Source organism: Pseudomonas sp. CH61 (genome assembly GCF_059429415.1).
Genome location: NZ_CM182098.1, coordinates 3696589 through 3715125 on the forward strand (window position 1 = coordinate 3696589; position 18537 = coordinate 3715125).

At 58.0% G+C, this 18537-nt stretch carries 18 protein-coding genes; 9 read left to right on the top strand and 9 right to left on the bottom strand.

The window, feature by feature from the left end; genetic code table 11:
- Positions 1 to 38 precede the first annotated feature (38 nt).
- On the bottom strand, positions 39 to 341 hold the full coding sequence (locus AC5SEM_RS16500; protein WP_123595019.1) for a Fic family protein: 303 nt from the start codon (positions 339 to 341) through the stop codon (positions 39 to 41).
- The gene (locus AC5SEM_RS16505; protein ID WP_077573843.1) at positions 341 to 2125 is read right to left on the bottom strand and encodes an ABC transporter transmembrane domain-containing protein; all 1785 of its coding nucleotides are present in this window, start codon (positions 2123 to 2125) and stop codon (positions 341 to 343) included. Before AC5SEM_RS16505 ends, AC5SEM_RS16500 begins: the two co-directional genes overlap by 1 nt.
- 255 nt (positions 2126 to 2380) lie before the next feature.
- On the opposite strand from AC5SEM_RS16505, the gene AC5SEM_RS16510 reads away from it, so the two are divergent.
- The gene (locus tag AC5SEM_RS16510; protein WP_495470846.1) at positions 2381 to 2563 is read left to right on the top strand and encodes a PA1571 family protein; all 183 of its coding nucleotides are present in this window, start codon (positions 2381 to 2383) and stop codon (positions 2561 to 2563) included.
- A 167-nt stretch (positions 2564 to 2730) separates the two neighbouring features.
- Here AC5SEM_RS16510 and pdxB read toward each other — a convergent pair whose 3' ends face one another.
- Positions 2731 to 3873, bottom strand: a complete 1143-nt coding sequence (gene pdxB, locus AC5SEM_RS16515) for a 4-phosphoerythronate dehydrogenase PdxB (protein ID WP_495470847.1) — start codon at positions 3871 to 3873, stop codon at positions 2731 to 2733.
- A 159-nt stretch (positions 3874 to 4032) separates the two neighbouring features.
- On the opposite strand from pdxB, the gene AC5SEM_RS16520 reads away from it, so the two are divergent.
- On the top strand, positions 4033 to 5442 hold the full coding sequence (locus AC5SEM_RS16520) for an MATE family efflux transporter (protein WP_471894807.1): 1410 nt from the start codon (positions 4033 to 4035) through the stop codon (positions 5440 to 5442).
- Positions 5443 to 5578: 136 nt separating this feature from the next.
- Here AC5SEM_RS16520 and tusA read toward each other — a convergent pair whose 3' ends face one another.
- Positions 5579 to 5830: a sulfurtransferase TusA gene (tusA, locus tag AC5SEM_RS16525; RefSeq protein WP_077573847.1), complete on the bottom strand. Its 252-nt coding sequence runs from the start codon at positions 5828 to 5830 to the stop codon at positions 5579 to 5581.
- Between the two features lie 181 nt (positions 5831 to 6011).
- Positions 6012 to 7085, bottom strand: a complete 1074-nt coding sequence (gene rlmM, locus AC5SEM_RS16530; protein WP_495470848.1) for a 23S rRNA (cytidine(2498)-2'-O)-methyltransferase RlmM — start codon at positions 7083 to 7085, stop codon at positions 6012 to 6014.
- 221 nt (positions 7086 to 7306) lie between these two features.
- On the opposite strand from rlmM, the gene acnA reads away from it, so the two are divergent.
- On the top strand, positions 7307 to 10048 hold the full coding sequence (acnA, locus tag AC5SEM_RS16535; protein ID WP_331691614.1) for an aconitate hydratase AcnA: 2742 nt from the start codon (positions 7307 to 7309) through the stop codon (positions 10046 to 10048).
- A gap of 325 nt (positions 10049 to 10373) precedes the next feature.
- Here acnA and AC5SEM_RS16540 read toward each other — a convergent pair whose 3' ends face one another.
- Both AC5SEM_RS16540 and AC5SEM_RS16545 read right to left on the bottom strand, forming a co-directional pair.
- Positions 10374 to 11189: an aminoglycoside phosphotransferase family protein gene (locus AC5SEM_RS16540; RefSeq protein WP_495470849.1), complete on the bottom strand. Its 816-nt coding sequence runs from the start codon at positions 11187 to 11189 to the stop codon at positions 10374 to 10376.
- Complete coding sequence (locus AC5SEM_RS16545) at positions 11176 to 11664, bottom strand: SRPBCC family protein (RefSeq protein ID WP_116030927.1); 489 nt, start codon at positions 11662 to 11664, stop codon at positions 11176 to 11178. The genes AC5SEM_RS16540 and AC5SEM_RS16545 overlap by 14 nt, the downstream gene beginning before the upstream one ends.
- Before the next feature lie 195 nt (positions 11665 to 11859).
- Between AC5SEM_RS16545 and AC5SEM_RS16550 the strand changes: the two genes are divergently transcribed.
- Positions 11860 to 12780 carry an ADP-ribosylglycohydrolase family protein gene (locus tag AC5SEM_RS16550; RefSeq protein ID WP_495470850.1) on the top strand — a complete coding sequence of 307 codons (921 nt, stop codon included), beginning with the start codon at positions 11860 to 11862 and terminating at the stop codon, positions 12778 to 12780.
- A gap of 57 nt (positions 12781 to 12837) precedes the next feature.
- Complete coding sequence (locus AC5SEM_RS16555; RefSeq protein WP_495470851.1) at positions 12838 to 13242, top strand: lysozyme inhibitor LprI family protein; 405 nt, start codon at positions 12838 to 12840, stop codon at positions 13240 to 13242.
- A gap of 73 nt (positions 13243 to 13315) precedes the next feature.
- Here AC5SEM_RS16555 and AC5SEM_RS16560 read toward each other — a convergent pair whose 3' ends face one another.
- Positions 13316 to 13756: a MerR family transcriptional regulator gene (locus AC5SEM_RS16560; RefSeq protein ID WP_371044245.1), complete on the bottom strand. Its 441-nt coding sequence runs from the start codon at positions 13754 to 13756 to the stop codon at positions 13316 to 13318.
- A 110-nt stretch (positions 13757 to 13866) separates the two neighbouring features.
- Here AC5SEM_RS16560 and AC5SEM_RS16565 point away from each other — a divergent pair, with 110 nt between their 5' ends.
- The 4 genes from AC5SEM_RS16565 (at position 13867) to AC5SEM_RS16580 (ending at position 16397) form a co-directional block, all read left to right on the top strand.
- On the top strand, positions 13867 to 14508 hold the full coding sequence (locus AC5SEM_RS16565) for an NAD(P)H-dependent oxidoreductase (protein WP_371044244.1): 642 nt from the start codon (positions 13867 to 13869) through the stop codon (positions 14506 to 14508).
- A gap of 289 nt (positions 14509 to 14797) precedes the next feature.
- Positions 14798 to 15424 (top strand): hypothetical protein, encoded by a 627-nt coding sequence (locus AC5SEM_RS16570; protein WP_495470852.1) that lies wholly within the window; start codon positions 14798 to 14800, stop codon positions 15422 to 15424.
- 9 nt (positions 15425 to 15433) lie between these two features.
- Entirely contained in the window at positions 15434 to 15640 is a 207-nt protein-coding gene (locus tag AC5SEM_RS16575) for a helix-turn-helix domain-containing protein (protein WP_003226632.1), read from the top strand.
- Between the two features lie 85 nt (positions 15641 to 15725).
- Entirely contained in the window at positions 15726 to 16397 is a 672-nt protein-coding gene (locus tag AC5SEM_RS16580) for a hypothetical protein (protein WP_495470853.1), read from the top strand.
- A gap of 49 nt (positions 16398 to 16446) precedes the next feature.
- On the opposite strand, the gene mrdA is transcribed toward AC5SEM_RS16580, so the two are convergent.
- On the bottom strand, positions 16447 to 18339 hold the full coding sequence (gene mrdA / locus AC5SEM_RS16585) for a penicillin-binding protein 2 (RefSeq protein WP_116030939.1): 1893 nt from the start codon (positions 18337 to 18339) through the stop codon (positions 16447 to 16449).
- Between the last annotated feature and the right edge of the window lie 198 nt (positions 18340 to 18537).

The window sequence follows — 18537 nt, forward strand, 5'->3', positions numbered from 1 at the left end:
AGATACGGGCATTTTTTATTGAGCTGTCGGCTGCCAAATTAACACTTCAACTTTTTAACCATCATTTTGCCAAGTTGAGTAAGCCGATATTTCTGGGTTGGATTCTTGGGTGATTGAGGATCGGTCATTTCGATCATTCCAGCGGTTAAGGCCGGCTTGAGATAGTTGGATCTGAACGTAGCCTTGTGGACCAGGCTCATCTCTGCCATCAGATCACTGATCCTCAGAGAACGGGGCCCCAGCGTTAACAATAATCTCGCTACTAGGTCGGTTACTGAGTCGGTTACTAGGTCGCTTGCTGACTCATTAGCGCCATAATGCCCGATACGAGCAGTGTCCATCAGACTTGATCAACCGTCACTTTTCCATCATTGAACTGCAACGCCGCCAACCGCGCATACAGCGGATTGCTGGCAATCAGTTCCTGATGAGTACCAATGGCCACAAGTTTGCCCTGATCCATCACTGCAATCCGGTCAGCGTTTTTCACTGTGGCCAGTCGATGCGCGATCACCAGCGTGGTGCGGTTCTGCATCAGGCTCGGCAGGGCTTCCTGAATCAGGTGTTCGCTCTGCGCATCGAGGGCACTGGTGGCTTCGTCCAGCAGCAGGATCGGTGCGTCGACCAGCAATGCCCGGGCGATCGCCAGACGCTGACGCTGACCACCGGACAGGCCGAGGCCACCATCGCCGAGATGGGTCTGATAACCGTTGGGCATTTTCTCGATGAAGTCGTGGGCGTGAGCAATTTTTGCCGCGTCCTTGACTTGCTCCAGCGTCGCCCCCGGATTGCCGTAACGAATATTTTCTTCAACGCTGCCGAAAAACAGCGCCGGCGACTGCGAGACCAAGGCGAAGTGACGGCGCAGGTCCAGCGGATCAAGGCTGGTCAGCGGCACGCCATCAATCAGGATCCGCCCTTCCACGGGGTCATAAAAGCGCAATAGCAAATCGTACACCGTGGACTTGCCGGCGCCGGATGGACCCACCAGCGCCAGCGTCTCACCGGCCCGGATGGTCAGGTTCAAGCCGTTGACGGCATAGCTTTCAGGACGCGACGGATAGGAAAAACGTACTTCCTGCAATTGCAATTCACCCCGCACGCGCTGCGGCAGGGTCACCAGCCCGGTGGTGGGCGGTTGAATGATATTTTCCGAACCCAACAGCTCAGCGATTCGTTCGGCGGCACCCGCCGCGCGTTGCAGCTCACCGATCACCTCACTCAACGTGCCAATGGCACTGCCGACAATCAGACTGTAAAAGACAAACGCCGCCAGTTCACCTCCAGTGATGCGCCCGGCGATCACGTCCATGCCACCGACCCACAACATCACCGCCACCGCGCCGAGCACCAGCACGATCACCATGGTGATCATCCATGAACGCTGAAAGATGCGTTTGCGCGCCGTATCGAACGCGTCCTCGACGGTTGTCGCAAAACGGCGCTCATCCTGCACCTGATGGTTGTAGGCCTGCACGGTTTTGATCTGGCCGAGAGTCTCGGAAACATAGCTGCCGATATCGGCGACCCGGTCCTGGCTCAACCGCGACAGATTGCGTACGCGTCTGCCGAAAATCAGAATCGGTGCCACCACGAACGGCAAGGCAATTACCACGATGCTGGTGAGTTTCGCATTGGTCACGAACAACAGAATGACACCACCAATGACCATCAGCAGATTGCGCAGGAACATCGACAGCGACGAGCCGATCACCGATTGCAGGAGTGTCGTGTCGGCCGTCAGCCGCGACTGAATCTCCGAACTGCGGTTGTTCTCGTAAAAGCCCGGATGCAGATAGACCAGATGGTTGAACACTTCACGACGAATATCGGCCACGCAGCGCTCGCCGATCCACGATACCCAGTAGAACCGCGCGAACGTGCCGACCGCCAGGCCCAGCACCATCAACATGAAGATGCCAATGCTCTGATTGAGCTGATGCGGCGACTGAGTCATGAAGCCGCGGTCGACCAACAGTTTGATGCCCTGCCCCATCGACAACGTAACGGCGGCGGTGACGATCAATGCCAGCAGCGCAGCGATGACTTGCCAGCGGTAAGGGGCCAGAAATCGAGTGGTCAGACGCAGGGCCCGACGGTGTCGTGAAGAAAGCTTCGGGGTCATTCAGGTACACATCCGTGTTGGTGAAAGGGCTAGCCTAAACCTTCTTGGAGCGGAACTCTGTAAATCACAATGAGTCAGGTTAAATATGCCCCCAAAGACTAGGCCATAGTTACTATTGGTCTAAAGTCCCGGTTGAGACGAGCGGTCGTTTCTGTTTGAGTGGAGATGCCTCCACTGACAGACCGCAGGGAGTTGTCACAGCCCGGTCACGTGGCGGTTTTACCCTAGGCGCACAACCTGATGAGGAGACAGGCCATGTCCTTGCAACACAGCAGCGATGACAAAGTAATTGAAGTGATCCGCACCAGGCCCGACCAATCTCTGGGTTGCTCGATACTGGATAAGGATGGGCATGAAGTACCGATCACTGAAGAAATGATCCAGCAAGCGTGCAGCGAACTGGAGAAGCGATTGGTCAAGCCTGCCGAACAAGAGTGATATAGCCACCGTCTTCATGACCCGGTCCTTTTGACCGGGTTTTTTCTGTCTGCAGATCAGGTATTTGTGGCGCGGCCTTCGCGAGCAGGCTCGCTCCCACATGGACCTTTATTCGCTGAAGATCTCCTGTGGGAGCGAGCCTGCTCGCGAAAGGGCCGACCCGGTATCTAGACAGCCACCGCCCCCAGCGCCGCCACAATTTTTGACAACGCCGGCGACTCCCCTTCAATCCGCACCTTCAGCCCTTCAATCTCGCGTCGCACCGGATATTGCTTGCGCAACACGTCGAACGCCGCCCGCTGCTCGCCGACATTGCCTACAAGGCTGCGGCGAAAATCCGCGTCATCGCGGCGCGGGTCGTACACCCCACGGCATAACATCGCCAGCGCCCAGGCCGGATCGCTGTCAGCATGCAGGGTCACTTCAGACAACCACGGTGCCGGCAACAGATCACTGAGTTGGATAATTGCCGGTTGGCCGCTGAATGCGCAATACGCCTGATAAATCTGCGCCGTTCCGCGCTGTTTGCCGTCGAGGCTGTAACCGGCGATGTGCGGCGTGGCCAATACGCAGAGTTCGGCCAGCGCCGTGTCAACCTCAGGCTCGGCTTCCCAGACGTCGAGAACGGCTTGCAGGTCTTCACGTTCCAACAGCACTTTGCGCAGCGCGGCGTTATCCACAACCGGACCACGCGCTGCGTTGATCAACCAAGCGCCGGGTTTGAGTTGCTGCAAACGCTGCTGATCGAACAGATGCCAAGTGGCGCCGTCACCGCTACGGGTCAACGGCGTGTGCAGACTGATCACATCGCACTGCTCAATGATTTGCTCGAGGCTGACGTACTCACCGCCCTCGGCAGCCTGACGCGGCGGATCGCAGACTTTGACGTTCCAGCCCAGGCCCTTCAGGACCTTGATCAGGCGCCCGCCTACCTCGCCGGCACCAACGACACCGTAGGTCCGTTGACTGAGATCGAGACCTTCTATTTCGGCAAGCGTCATCAGACTACCCAGCACGTAATCGACCACGCCCCGGGCATTACAGCCAGGCGCACTCGACCAGGTAATGCCGGCCTCATTGAAGTACTCGAGATCCAGATGATCCGTACCGATGGTGCAGGTGCCGACAAAACGGATTTTGCTCCCTTCAAGCAACGCGCGGTTGACGTTGGTCACCGAGCGCACGAGCAACACGTCGGCCTGCTCGACCGTCGCGCGGTCGATGGAACGGCCCGGTACCCGGCGGATCTCGCCGAAACCGGCAAAAAAGGCATCGAGCAGCGGGATATTTTCGTCGGCAACAATCAGCATGGCGGGCTCCTTTGGCGGATCGGCAGTTTAGGTGCAGATCGGTCGCCGGGCCAGCAGGCTTTGCGCTTACAAATCCGCAACAGAGGATTTTTCCTGACCAAGGCGTCAGCGGCGTAGAATGCGGCGCCTTGCGCATCAACACCTGTGGACGCTTTGCCCGTGAATTCTGTAACTGATCAACCTGTCGCTGTTTCCCTCACCCGCCCCGCGCGTATTCGCCTGGAGTTCAAGAACCTGCTGGCCCTGGCGTTGCCGATCATCATCGCGCAACTGGCGACCACGGCCATGGGCTTCGTCGATGCGGTGATGGCTGGCCGCGTCGGGCCCAAGGATCTGGCGGCGGTGGCGCTGGGCAACTCGATCTGGGTGCCGGTGTTTCTGCTGATGACCGGCACCCTGCTGGCGACCACACCGAAAGTCGCTCAGCGCTTCGGCGCCGGCACGCACAACGAGATCGGCCCGCTCGTGCGTCAGGCATTGTGGCTGGCGCTGGTGGTCGGGCTGATTGCGACGGCGATGCTGGTCGCCGCCGAGCCGGTGCTGCACCTGATGAAGGTCGATCCCGAGCTGATCGGCCCGTGCATGCAATACCTGCATGGCATCGCCAGCGGCCTGCCTGCGGTGGCGTTCTATCACGTGCTGCGCTGCACCAGTGACGGCATCGGTCGTACGCGTCCGGCGATGGTGCTGGGCCTGTGTGGTCTGGCGCTGAATATTCCGCTGAACTACGTCTTCATCTATGGCCACTTCGGTGTGCCGGCGATGGGCGGCGTCGGCTGCGGTTGGGCCACGGCGATCGTTATGTGGGTGATGGCGCTGGGTCTGGCCGGTTATGAGCGCTGGGCTCCGGCCTATCGTTCGAGCGAGATTTTCAGCCGTTTCGACTGGCCGCAATGGGCGGTGATCAAACGCCTGCTGGCGATTGGTCTGCCGATCGGCATCGCGGTGTTTGCCGAGTCGAGCATTTTTGCCGTGATCGCGCTGTTGATCGGCAGCCTCGGCGCCACGGTGGTGGCCGGGCATCAGATTGCGCTGAACGTCAGCTCGTTGGTGTTCATGATTCCCTACTCGTTGGGCATGGCGGTGACCGTACGCGTCGGTCAGGCACTCGGTCGTGAAGAACCGCGAGAGGCGCGTTTTGCCGCTGGTGTCGGTATGGGTACCGCGCTGGCTTACGCCTGCCTGTCGGCGAGCATGATGCTGTTGCTGCGCGAGCCGATTGCGGCGATCTACACCGCTGACCCGACGGTGATTCACATCGCGGCGATGCTGATTGTGTATTCGGCGCTGTTCCAGTTTTCCGACGCGATCCAGGTGACCGCCGCCGGCGCGCTGCGTGGTTATCAGGACACTCGGGTGACGATGATCCTGACCCTGTTCGCCTATTGGGGGATTGGTTTGCCGGTGGGTTACGCCCTCGGCCTGACCGACTGGCTCGGCGAGCCACGCGGTCCGAGCGGTTTGTGGCAGGGTTTGATCGTTGGCCTGAGCTGCGCAGCGTTGATGCTGTCGATTCGCCTGACGCGCAGTGCGCGCAAGCGGATTCGGATCAGTCGTAGCGCAGGCTAAGCAATTAACACAGGACAAAAAAAGTGGGAGCGAGCTTGCTCGCGAATGCGGTGATTCAGTCGACATTTACAGTGACTGACACTCCGCTTTCGCGAGCAGGCTCGCTCCCACATTTGGTTTTGCGTTCGCCTGGGATTCAGGCGTTCTTTTTGCGGATCCAGTACAGGTAAGTACCGGCCTCTTCGTGCTGGCTCACCAGTTCATGGTCGAGAAACACGCAGAATTTGGGGATATCGCGTTTGGTCGATGGATCGGTGGCAATCACCTTGAGCAGGCCGCCGGGTACCAGGTCACGGATGTGCTGGTGCAGCATCATCACCGGTTCCGGGCAATTGAGGCCGGTGGCGTCGAGGGTGCCGTCGACCGGGGTATCGATCATTTCACTCATGATTCACTCCTGAAACTGGCCGGCATTGTCGCGCATTGCCGGGTGTTCGGTCATCTGTGGCGTTACACCACACCCCTGTAGGAGTGAGCCTGCTCGCGAAGGCGTCGTATCAGCCAACATCATTGCTGGATCGGATTGCGCTTTCGCGAGCAGGCTCGCTCCCACAGGGTTTTGCTGTGTGTCAGCGGGACTTGGCTTTCTTGATGTCATGCCGGCGCAAATGGCAGGTCACTTCCTCGCGGTCGTGATACAGCTGCTTGCAGCCGATATCGACCTTGATCCCGCGCGCTTTGAAGCCATCGGCAATGCGTTCGAGCAAGCGCTTCACTTCGGCGTAACGCTGCTTCATCGGCAACTTCAGGTTGACCACCGCCTCGCGGCAATGCCCCTCGCCGATCCACTCTTCGAGCATCGCGGCGTTACGTGCCGGTTTCTCGACGATGTCGCAGACCATCCAGTCCACCGGTTGCTTGGGTTTGAAGGTAAAACCGTCGGCCATCAAATGCTGGACCAGACCGGTGTCCATCAGGCTTTCGGCCATCGGGCCGTTGTCGATGGCGGTCACCAGCATGCCGCGGTTGACCAGTTGCCAGGTCCAGCCGCCCGGTGCGGCGCCAAGATCAACGCCAGTCATGTCGCTGTGCAGACGATCTTCCCACTGATCACGCGGGATGAAGTGGTGCCACGCCTCTTCCAGCTTCAGCGTCGAACGGCTCGGCGCCTCACGCGGGAACTTCAGGCGCGGAATACCCATCGGCCACATCGCCGAGTTACCGGCATCGGCCATCCCCAGAAACACTTCACGACCGCTCTTGAAGGTCAGCAGCAGACGCGGCTTGTTCGCGTCATCCACCAGTTTGTCGGCGCCGGTCAGCGCCTTGCGCAGCGGGCCTTCGAATTTCTTGCAGAAGTTCGACAGTTCCTTGCCGTCGTTGGTGTCGACGACTTCCAGCCACAGGCTGCCGCACACCGGGAAATCGGCCATGTGCGCGAGGATCACGCTGATGCGATCGGTTTCCGGCAGATCAATGAAAACCCCGCGCGCCCATTGGCGCGGGAAGATCAGTTCGGCGAAACGCTGACCGCGCATCAGGCGCTCGGCGCCATCTTCTTCGGTGCAGACAAACTCGGCGCAGGCGGTGGCCGCTTTGGCCTTGGCGTAGCCGGCCACATTGAGTTGCGCGGCGAGGTCGGAAATCTCCGAACAGACTTCGCCTTCGAAGCCTGGCCGGCAATGCATGAATAGGGTGTTCATTCTTACTCCTGGGCAGAGGGCGGTGATTCGGCCCCTGCGCGATGCTCAGGCCTTGCGTTGCAGCAAAGCCTGTCACGAAAACCGGCGCATGATAGCCGATGTCGGAACCTTGGTTCCGCTCATAGAGTCCAGTTATTAGCCAGCTACCTAAAACAGGGCTAGGTTTAAAGCTCTATTCGTCCCCCGATCCGTAGCCGTGCGGATTCAAAGGAGTGATCGTAATGCCGTCCCTCGATAGTCTGAAGACCCTTAAAACACTGCAAATCGACGACAAGACCTACCACTATTTCAGCCTGCCGGATGCCGCCAAAAGCCTGGGCGACCTCGACAAGTTACCGATGTCACTGAAAGTCCTGCTGGAAAACCTGCTGCGCTGGGAAGATGAGAAAACTGTCACCGGCGCCGACCTCAAGGCGATCGCCGCGTGGCTCAAGGAGCGTCGCTCCGACCGCGAAATCCAGTACCGCCCTGCCCGCGTCCTGATGCAGGATTTTACCGGCGTGCCCGCCGTGGTCGACCTTGCCGCCATGCGTGCGGCGATGGCCAAGGCCGGCGGCGATCCGCAGCGAATCAATCCGTTATCGCCGGTGGACCTGGTGATCGACCACTCGGTGATGGTCGACAAATTCGCCACGCCCAGCGCTTTCGAGCAGAACGTCGACATCGAAATGCAGCGCAACGGCGAACGTTATGCCTTCCTGCGTTGGGGCCAAAGCGCCTTCGACAACTTCAGCGTGGTGCCGCCGGGCACCGGCATCTGCCATCAGGTCAACCTCGAATACCTCGGCCGCACCGTGTGGACCAAGGATGAAGACGGCCGCACCTATGCGTTCCCCGACACGCTGGTCGGTACCGACTCGCACACCACCATGATCAACGGCCTCGGCGTACTCGGCTGGGGCGTCGGCGGGATCGAAGCGGAAGCGGCGATGCTCGGGCAACCGGTGTCGATGCTGATTCCCGAAGTGATCGGTTTCAAACTGACCGGCAAGCTCAAGGAAGGCATCACGGCCACCGACCTGGTCCTGACGGTGACGCAAATGCTGCGCAAGAAAGGCGTAGTGGGCAAGTTCGTCGAATTCTACGGTGACGGCCTCGCTGATCTGCCGCTCGCCGACCGCGCGACCATCGCCAACATGGCCCCGGAATACGGCGCGACATGCGGCTTCTTCCCGGTTGATGACGTGACTTTGGAATATCTCCGCCTGTCCGGGCGGCCGCCGCAAGTGGTGAAACTGGTCGAGGCCTACACCAAGGCTCAGGGCTTGTGGCGTCTGCCCGGTCAGGAACCGGTATTCACCGATAGCCTGGCGCTGGACATGGGTAGCGTCGAAGCGAGTCTGGCGGGACCGAAACGTCCACAGGATCGTGTGTCGCTGCCAAACGTGCCGCAAGCATTCAGCGACTTCATCGACCTGCAATTCAAACCCACCAGCAAAGAAGAAGGACGTCTGGAGAGTGAGGGCGGTGGTGGTGTCGCGGTGGGCAACGCCGATCTGGTCGGGGAAACCGATTACGAATACGAAGGCCACACCTATCGTCTGAAAAACGGTGCGGTCGTCATCGCCGCGATTACCTCCTGCACCAACACCTCCAACCCGAGCGTGATGATGGCCGCCGGGTTGTTGGCGAAGAAAGCCGTGGAGAAAGGACTGACCCGCAAACCGTGGGTGAAGAGTTCGCTGGCACCGGGTTCAAAAGTGGTTACCGACTACTACAAGGCAGCGGGGCTGACGCAATATCTCGACCAGCTCGGCTTTTCCCTGGTCGGTTATGGCTGCACCACCTGCATCGGCAATTCCGGGCCGCTGCCGGAACCGATCGAGAAAGCCATCCAGAAAGCCGATCTCACCGTGGCATCCGTGCTCTCCGGTAACCGCAACTTTGAAGGCCGCGTGCACCCGCTGGTGAAAACCAACTGGCTGGCCTCACCGCCGCTGGTGGTCGCCTATGCCTTGGCCGGTAGCGTGCGCAGCGACATCAGCAGCGAACCGCTGGGCGAAGATCAGCAAGGTAACCCGGTGTATCTGCGCGATATCTGGCCAAGCAGCAAAGAGATCGCCGATGCAGTGAATCAGGTCAGCACGGCAATGTTCCACAAGGAATACGCCGAAGTGTTTGCCGGTGATGAACAATGGCAGGCCATCGAGGTGCCGCAAGCGGCGACTTACGTGTGGCAGGACGATTCGACCTACATCCAGCATCCACCGTTTTTTGATGATATTTCCGGGCCGCTGCCGGAAATCAAAGACGTCAAAGCTGCACGGGTGCTGGCCTTGCTCGGCGACTCGGTAACCACCGACCACATCTCCCCCGCCGGCAACATCAAGGCCGACAGCCCGGCCGGACGTTATCTGCGCGAAAAAGGCGTGGAACCACGGGACTTCAACTCTTACGGCTCACGTCGCGGCAATCATGAAGTGATGATGCGCGGCACCTTCGCCAATATCCGTATTCGCAATGAAATGCTCGGTGGTGAAGAAGGTGGCAACACGATCTACATTCCAACCGGCGAGAAACTGGCGATCTACGACGCGGCGATGAAGTACCAGGCTTCGGGCACGCCGCTGGTGGTGATTGCCGGGCAAGAATACGGCACCGGTTCCAGCCGTGACTGGGCGGCCAAGGGCACCAATCTGCTGGGCGTGAAAGCGGTGATCGCGGAAAGCTTCGAGCGGATCCACCGTTCCAATCTGGTGGGCATGGGCGTGTTGCCGCTGCAGTTCAAGCTTGATCAGAACCGCAAGAGCCTCAACCTGACCGGCAAGGAGACCTTTGAAATCCAGGGTCTCACCGGCGTCGAGCTGACACCGCGAATGAACTTGCCGTTGGTGATTACCCGAGAGGATGGCAAGCAGGAGAAAATCGAAGTGTTGTGCCGGATCGATACTTTGAATGAAGTGGAATACTTCAAATCGGGCGGGATTCTGCATTACGTCCTGCGCCAGTTGATCGCTTCGTAACCTACAAACCAAAGTAGGAGCTGCCGCAGGCTGCGATCTTTTGATCTTGCTTTTAAAAGCCAAAGTCAAAAGATCGCAGCCTGCGGCAGCTCCTACATACAGGCGAAAAAAAACCCGCCGAAGCGGGTTTTTCCCAAGACCATTATCGACTCCCTGTCGGCAGCGATCCTTGCAAATGGTCGATCATCCGTGATCCTGAAACACTCCCTGTGTCTCAGTTGATGTGTGTAGATTACGCAGTGGATCCAATCAGCAATAGTCGTAAAAGCTACCAGCGCGTGTAAGACATTCGCCATAGCAACCCTTCCGAAAACCCTTAGTCCTGTCAGGCATCGAGCATGGAAGCCGCGATCTGCGCGACTTTCAACTGCCCTGAGGCCTGTTCCAGCGCGTCATCCTCGAGAAACCACGCAGCCGACAAACCGGCGAACGCCAGCACCCATAGCAGCAGTCTTCGGTGATCAAGCCCGGCAGCTTCGACAATCACATCCAGCTGCCGGCGAAAACGCGCGGGATCCGTGGCCGTCGGCAAGTCCGGATTACACATCAGGTTGGCGTAGTCAAAACCGCGCTCGCCCCTGACCCGCTTCGGATCGATTGCCAGCCAGCCACGCTCGCCGAAATCCAGAACATTGTCGTGATGCATGTCGCCGTGCAGCACCACGACATCCTGTGGGTTGGCGAGCAAGTTTTCGGCGGTTTGCAGGCTCAGGGCGTAGAGGCCGTTATGTTGCGCAGTCGCGATGCGCAGCGAAGCAAACCATGGACCCAACTCCACCAGCGGCGGAGGCGGCGTTTCACGCGGTGCATGCAATCGCGCCAGCGCCGAGCACAGAATCCGGCTCGCCTCGTCGTCTTCGCCATTCATTGCCATGTGCATCAGCGAGCGGCTGCCCATGGCGCGCTCCAGCAGCAGGCCATCCTCGTGATGCGCCAACACCTGCGCGGCACCGTCACCGTCCCACCAGGTCATCAGCCGATTGCCGTACTTTTCATTGACATCCAGCGCCACCTTGAGCATGGCCGGCCTATCGTTCAGGCGTACCGGTAACAAACGGCTGCCGGGCGTGATGATCGGCGCGCCGTCCGGCACCAGTGCCCAGCGCTTCAGCCAAGGTTCGAAAATGTCAGCCACCGTCACGCTCGCGGGCCTTGGCGCTTTCGAAAAGAAACAGTTCGAGACGGCTCAACTGTTCTTCCCAGCCACGGCTGTCCATGAAGTAGGCCTCTTTCTGGCGAACATCGGGGATATGCGCAAAGCCGGACTCGGAAACCTTGAGCAGCGTGCCGTCCTCGTAATCCTGCAGCTCGAACTTGACCAGCGTGGTCGGCTCCTGGGAATAGTCGATATTCGGATTGACCGCATACGGATGCCAGCGAAACGAAAACAACTGCTGCGGCTCGACCCGCTCGATCAGCACATTCCACAACACATGTTCATAACCCGGATACGTGACCTGCCCTTGCGTCCATTCGCCGGCAATAAACCGCCTGCCCTCAAGCGCCACACCAAACCACTGGCCAAACGCCTCGGCATCGACCAATGCACGCCAGACATGCGAACGCGGCGCCTTGAGCGTGATCTTGCGTTCGAAACTATTGGGTACTGGTTTCATACGTCACCTCCTGTTCTGAACACTAGGCCTGTATGACCACATGTCCAATGTGAAGTTGTATCAGAGCGGTGCAGTCATTCATCAGCAAGGACACATCAAGCTGCACTTTTTGACCGGTGCGTGATGGACCATGGCACCTTCAGCCCAACGAAACTGTTACCTTTTCCAGCGAATCTGAATCCACAAGGACGAATCATGCCGCCATCCCTCGCTGAACGTTACCGCGGTGCCCTGCTCGGTCTTGCATGCGGCGACGCTGTCGGTACTACGGTTGAGTTCAAACCACGGGGATCATTCCAACCGTTGACCGATATGGTCGGCGGTGGCCCGTTCCACCTCAAGCCAGGGCAGTGGACCGATGACACCTCAATGGCCCTGTGTCTGGCAGAAAGCCTGCTGAACAAGGATGGATTCAATGCTGCCGATCAGATGGGCCGCTATCTCAACTGGTGGCAATGGGGTTACCTCAGTTCGACCGGTGAATGTTTCGATATCGGCATGACCGTCAGTCAGGCGCTGGCGCAATATCAGCAAACCGCAGAACCCTTCGCTGGCTCTGCAGACCCTTATAGCGCCGGCAACGGTTCACTGATGCGTTTGGCTCCGGTGGTGCTGTTCTACTTTCCCGACGCCTGGCAAATCCAGAGCTTTGCCGCCGACAGTTCGCGAACCACCCACGCCGCACCAGAAGCCATCGAATGCTGCCAATTGTTGGCCGGGTTGATTGCCAGCGCGCTTGAAGGCGCGAGCAAAGCAGAACTGCGTCAACTGCCACTTGCCAGCTTCTCGCAACCCAAGGTCGCTTCAATTGGGCGTGGCGATTTCCTCGGTCTGTCCGAGGCAGACATCAAAGGCAGTGGCTACAGCGTGCAGTCGCTGGAAGCAGCGTTGTGGTGCTTTCACCACACGGACAGCTTCGAAGCGGCCATTTTGCGAGCGGCCAACCTGGGCGATGACGCCGATACCACTGCCGCGATCACCGGCCAGTTGGCCGGCGCCTATTACGGCGTGCGGGGGATTCCTGAACACTGGCTGGAAAAGCTGCACGACGGTGAAGAGATTGCGGCGACAGCCGACCGTTTGCTCGACGCCTCCCGACTGCGCCTGCCTGAATAAGCGCGAAGCAGACGCTACACTGCTCGGCACTTATCTTCGATACAGCGAGACTTGACCATGTCCCCACGCCTGCTTCTGACTCTGATGCCCTTGCTGTTTACACCCCTCGCCGATGCCGCCATCGACTGTGCCAACGCCAGCGACCAGGCGACGATGAATCAGTGCGCCGGGCAGGACTTCAAAGCGGCGGACAAAGAGTTGAACACGGTGTACCAGCAGATCAGCGGGCGTTTGAAGGACAACCCGGATGGCAAGAAGCTGTTGGTCAGTGCGCAACGGGCGTGGATCGGATTTCGGGATGCGGAGTGCAAGTTTTCATCGTCCGGGGTAACTGGCGGGAGCGTTTATCCGTGGGTTTACAGCAGTTGTCTGACGGGGGTGACCAAGGTGCGGGTTGAGGCGTTGAAACAGTATTTGAAGTGTGAAGAAGGTGACATGAGCTGCCCGGTGCCTGGGGCCTGATTTTTTGCGGCGGTATTGAGGGATCTTTCGCGAGCAGACTCGCTCCCACATTGGAATGTATTTCAAATGTGAGTCAACGCCCGTTCAACGCGTTGCGCGTGATCATGTACTGCTCAGGTCGATACGACTCGGCCCTGTGCACACTCGCGCACACGACAGGAGCACCACTGCGCAGACTTTCCTCCAGCACATGCCTTAGCCGTAACAATCCCTCACGTTGCATCGCCAGGTTGGCCTCGATCTGGCGTATCTCATCCATACGGATATCGATTTGCTCAATGGTCAGCGATTTCGAACAACTGCCATCCTGCAGGAACAGACCGCGAATGGTGTCGAGAGAAAAACCGAGCCGCTGCGCGTCGCGTACCAGTATCAATCGGGCAACAGCCGCCTCTGCGTAATGGCGATATCCATTGGCGTCACGGGTAGAAGGCTCCAGTAACCCTTGTTCCTCGTAATAGCGAATGGCCGAAGCGGCAACACCGGTGCGCTTGGAAACTTCTCCAATCTTCATAAAAACTGCTTGACCTTCAAGTTGGCTTTAATCGTTAGCATAAGCCCAGGTTCAGCACGACAGCCAGTCGTTATTGACCCACCTGAACAACTTCACCTTTATGGAATTTGATGATGAGCACACTGACAGACCTGCTGAAATGGCGCTACGCGACGAAAAAGTTCGATCCATCCCGGACAGTGTCCGATGAAAAAATCGAGCGAATTCTGGAGGCGGTGCGGTTAACGCCGACATCAAGTGGACTGCAGCCCTTTGAATTGCTCGTAGTGACCAATGCAGAGATTCGCGAAAAGATCAAAGCCGTCAGCTGGAACCAGGAGCAGGTCACCGACTGCTCTCACTTGCTTGTATTTGCCGCGTGGGACGACATCACTGCCGAGCGGGTCAACATGATGTTTGACCTGACTAACGAAGTTCGCGGAACCATCAACGAAGGATGGGAAAATTACCGTCAGATGCTCTTGGGCATTGTCGCTGGACGTGGCAAAGAGGCCAATTATCAGGCGGCTGCGCGGCAGGCTTACATCGGTTTGGGCTCGGCGTTGATCGCCGCGGCGTTTGAAGAAGTCGATGCCACACCGATGGAAGGTTTTGACCCTGCGGCGATCGACGAAATCCTCGGACTCGCGGCCCGCAACCTGCGTAGCGTGGTGATTCTGCCGCTGGGGCATCGAGCCACTGAGGGAGACTGGTTGGTCAACTTGAAAAAGGTTCGCCGCTCGCGGGAAAACTTCGTTACCGAAATCAAATAAACCCGGTAAGAGCGGGCGACTCAAACATGCCTCTGGCGTGTGCCCCCCCGCTCTAATCAATTCCAGCCCCCATCATCGATACCAGCGGCCACCGAGTGGGTCGCGTCCCTCCCCTGCGCTCGACTTGTTTCGAATTTCGAGAGCCTATCGACATTGAAATCCCCCCAAAGCGATTGAACTGACCTCTACTCTGTGGAGCTCACCTCCGATGCGAGCGTTGCCCTTCACAAAACAAGAACAATTTATTATTGCCATTCGATAATTTAACATCGAGAATTAGTCATTCCCAATGACACCGCAAGGATTTTTCATGAGTACTCGTAACAACGGATTGGCACTGCAGCGCATGCATTGGGTCGGACTACTGGCAGCGATTCTTGTCTGGGTTTTGGGGGTGACCGAGGTCGGTGGCAACGCTTCGATCTGGTTCTTCAAAACCGATGAAATGCTCGCAGCTCTGCTCTACGCCTTCGCCGAAAATTCGCCGCAATTACTTGACCCGTTTGTCGAAGGTGCGCTGCTTGCCCCTGAAACATGGCTCTCGCCAATCGTCACTGGGTTGCTCGTCGTTCTGGATTTCCTGCCCGTTCTGCTTTCGACCTACGTGCTCTGGCTGACAGGGTTGTTTTTCCTGCGCTTGTCGCGCGGTGAAACCTGGACCGAGCGCAACATCAAGGTGCTATGGCGAGTGGGGATTCTGTGCATCATTTCCCCGGCCGCCTACCCGCTGGTAGAGACCCTGCAAGGTTTGGCCCTGTCTATCGATCTGCCGCCAGGGGATCGTATTTTTCAGTTCTCGGTCGGCCTGTCTTCCACTTCTGCCTACGAAATTGTCAAAGGCGTATTGCTCTGTTTGTTTTCAATTATCATGCGCGATGCAAAAGTACTCAGCGATGAGCAAAGCCAATACATATAGAACAATACAATGACCATTATCGTCCGCCTTGACGTTGTCATGGCCACGCAAAAAATTCGCTCGAAAGAGTTAGCTGCGCTGCTGGGCATTACCGAGGCCAACCTGTCGTTACTGAAAAATGGCAAGGTCAAGGGCGTGAAGATGGCCACCCTGGACAAACTCTGCGCCGCACTCGATTGCCAGCCTGGCGATCTGCTGGAATACCAGAAAGACTGAGCCTTGCGCATAAACGCGAGTTAATTGTCGTCAGTCCACACCGTTTAACTCTTATTCAATCCTTAGTTTGTAAGGCGGCTTTGTCATGACCCGGTTTTTATTCTGCGCGCTGTTTTTACTGACAGCGTTGATCAGCGGCTGCGCCACACAAATGGACGTAGCGCTAAATGCCACACCTGATCCGGATTATCATTTTGATCGAAAGGCAACTGTGCTGGTGACGTCTGTAGGCGGCAGTGACGAAAATGCGCTTAATGCCCGCTACTATCTTCGCGACATGGTTAATGCGTTGAAAGACAGGGGCTACCAGGAGGTTTATACCGACGCCAGTCTGCCGAAGAACCACGCGCCGATAAAAATGACCGTCAGCCTCGATGTCGGCAGCCGACAGGTGACTTACCGATATACCGCGACCGAGTATGGGCAAGTGCCGACCAGCACCTCTACCGTGTGCAAGACCAGCAAGAAAAAGGACGATCGGCTGACGTGCACGAGTAAACCGAACACGACCTATGGTCCGATAGGTACCTCGGAGCGAACCGGTTACACCACGCTCAGTACATTCAATGCCACGGCCCGGGATGAAGCCAGCAAACGCACGGTCTACCTGCTTCGCGCCTCGTCGTATAACGAGGACTGCCAGCCCGCCAAGGTCGAAGCCTTTCTAGTGGAGCAAGGCTTGCAGAACCTGAACTTCGAGGATCGTGTGCAGCGCAACTACACCGTCACGATGCCCGAGGGGTACCGCTGCAAATAGGGCAACTCACAACCTCGGCTCATCCAGCATGAGCCGGGGCTGCGAACCGTTAGACGTGCGGGTCTCCAGGCGCCTTGGTCGGCGCCGCGTATTGCGGCTTGAGATGGCCGTCCTGATCAAGTAGCCAGGCATCCATGATCTGCCGCACCACAGGGCCGGCAACACGACCTCCGGCCTCGCCGTTTTCGATCATCACCGAAATCGCAATCTTCGGATGCTCGGCCGGCGCGAAGCCAACGAACAAGGCGTTATCGCGGTGGCGCTCGAGGGTTTTTTCGCGGTTGTAGCGCTCGCCTTGCTTGATCGCCACCACTTGCGCCGTACCACTTTTGCCAGCGATACGGTATTGCGCACCGGCCGCGGCCGCACGAGCGATGCCTCGGGCATCGTGCATCACCATCTGCATGCCGTGATTGACCTGCTCCCAATCTCGCGGATCCTTGAGCAGAATGTTCGGCATCGGATGCTCATCGACCGGGGCGACGCCATCGACGGTCTTGGCCAGGTGCGGCCGGTTCCATACACCTTTGTTGGCAATCAATGCCGTGGCCTGAGCCAGTTGCAGTGGCGTCACCTGCATGTAGCCCTGACCAATGCCGAGGATGACCGTTTCGCCCGGGAACCACGCTTGCCGGCGAGTCGCGCGTTTCCACGCTTGCGATGGCATCAGACCGGGCGACTCTTCAAACATGTCCAGCGAGACTTTCTCGCCGAGCCCGAACATGGCCATGTAATCGTGCAGGCGATCGATGCCGAGTTTATGCGCGAGGTCGTAAAAATAGGTGTCATTGGAACGCATGATCGCCGCGTCCATGTCCACCCATCCATCGCCGCTGTGGTTCCAGTTGCGATACTTGTGATCGAAGTCCGGGAGCTGGTAGTAACCGGGGTCGAAGACTCGGGTCTGCGGCGTCACAACACCAGCGTCGAGGCCGGCGATGGCCACCTCTGGTTTGATCGTCGAGCCAGGCGCGTAGAGCCCGCGCAGTACGCGGTTGAACAGCGGACGGTCGATCGAATCGCGCAGTGCCGAGTATTCCTTGGAGCTGATCCCGGTGACAAACAGATTCGGATCGAAGCTGGGATTGCTGACCATGGCCAACACTTCACCGGTCGACGGATCGAGCGCTACCACTGAGCCGCGACGATCACCCAGTGCGGCTTCGGCAGCTTCCTGCAGTTTGATGTCGAGGCTCAGGACGATATTCTGGCCAGGAACCGGATCGGTATGTTTGAGCACACGCAGTACGCGTCCCTGGGCGTTGGTTTCCACCTCTTCATAACCGACATGGCCGTGCAGCTGCGCTTCGTAGAAACGCTCGATGCCGGTTTTACCGATGGATTGAGTACCCCGGTATTCCACCGAGTCGAGGCTCTTGGATTCTTTTTCGTTGATACGGCCAACGTAACCGATCGAGTGGGCGAAGTGCGCGCCGAGCGGGTAATGGCGAACGAACTGCGGCTCGACATCCAGACCCGGGAGGCGGAACTCGTTGACGGCCAGTACGGCAATTTGCTCTTCCGTCAGCTCATAGAACAGCGTCACCGGTGTAAACGGGTGGCGAGACTGCTTCATGGCTTTATCGAAGACTGTGCGATCTTCTGCAGGCAGGTGCAGGAGATTGATGACTTCGTCCAGTTCCTGATTGACGTCAGTGGCGCGTTCGCGGGTGATGGTCAGGTTGAAACTGGGACGGTTATCCGCGAGCAGCACGCCATTACGGTCGTAGATCAAACCGCGTGTCGGCGGGATCGGCAAGACATGGACGCGATTGTTCTCAGAGATGGTCGAGTGGTAGTCGAATTCCACCACTTGCAGGATGTACAGGCGCACAACCAGAGCGCAGCTGACAGCGAAGACAAACATGGCGCAGGCGATCAACCGTTTGTTGACCAGACGCGTCTCTTTCTCGTGATCCTTGATCGGAATGGGTTCAGGCATTTCTACAGCAACTCTTTGACATAAATGATTGCCGATCCGTGGGCATGACATCAGTCCTTGAAAAACGAGCTGCACCATACCAAAAAGTGCCCGGTCACTTCAGAAGGAATTTCCCCAATGGCCACTCTTGCGACGGTTGGGGCGGATCAATGCGTTGGAAGTACTTTCCTGCGGGCAAAACAAAACCCCAACTGCTTT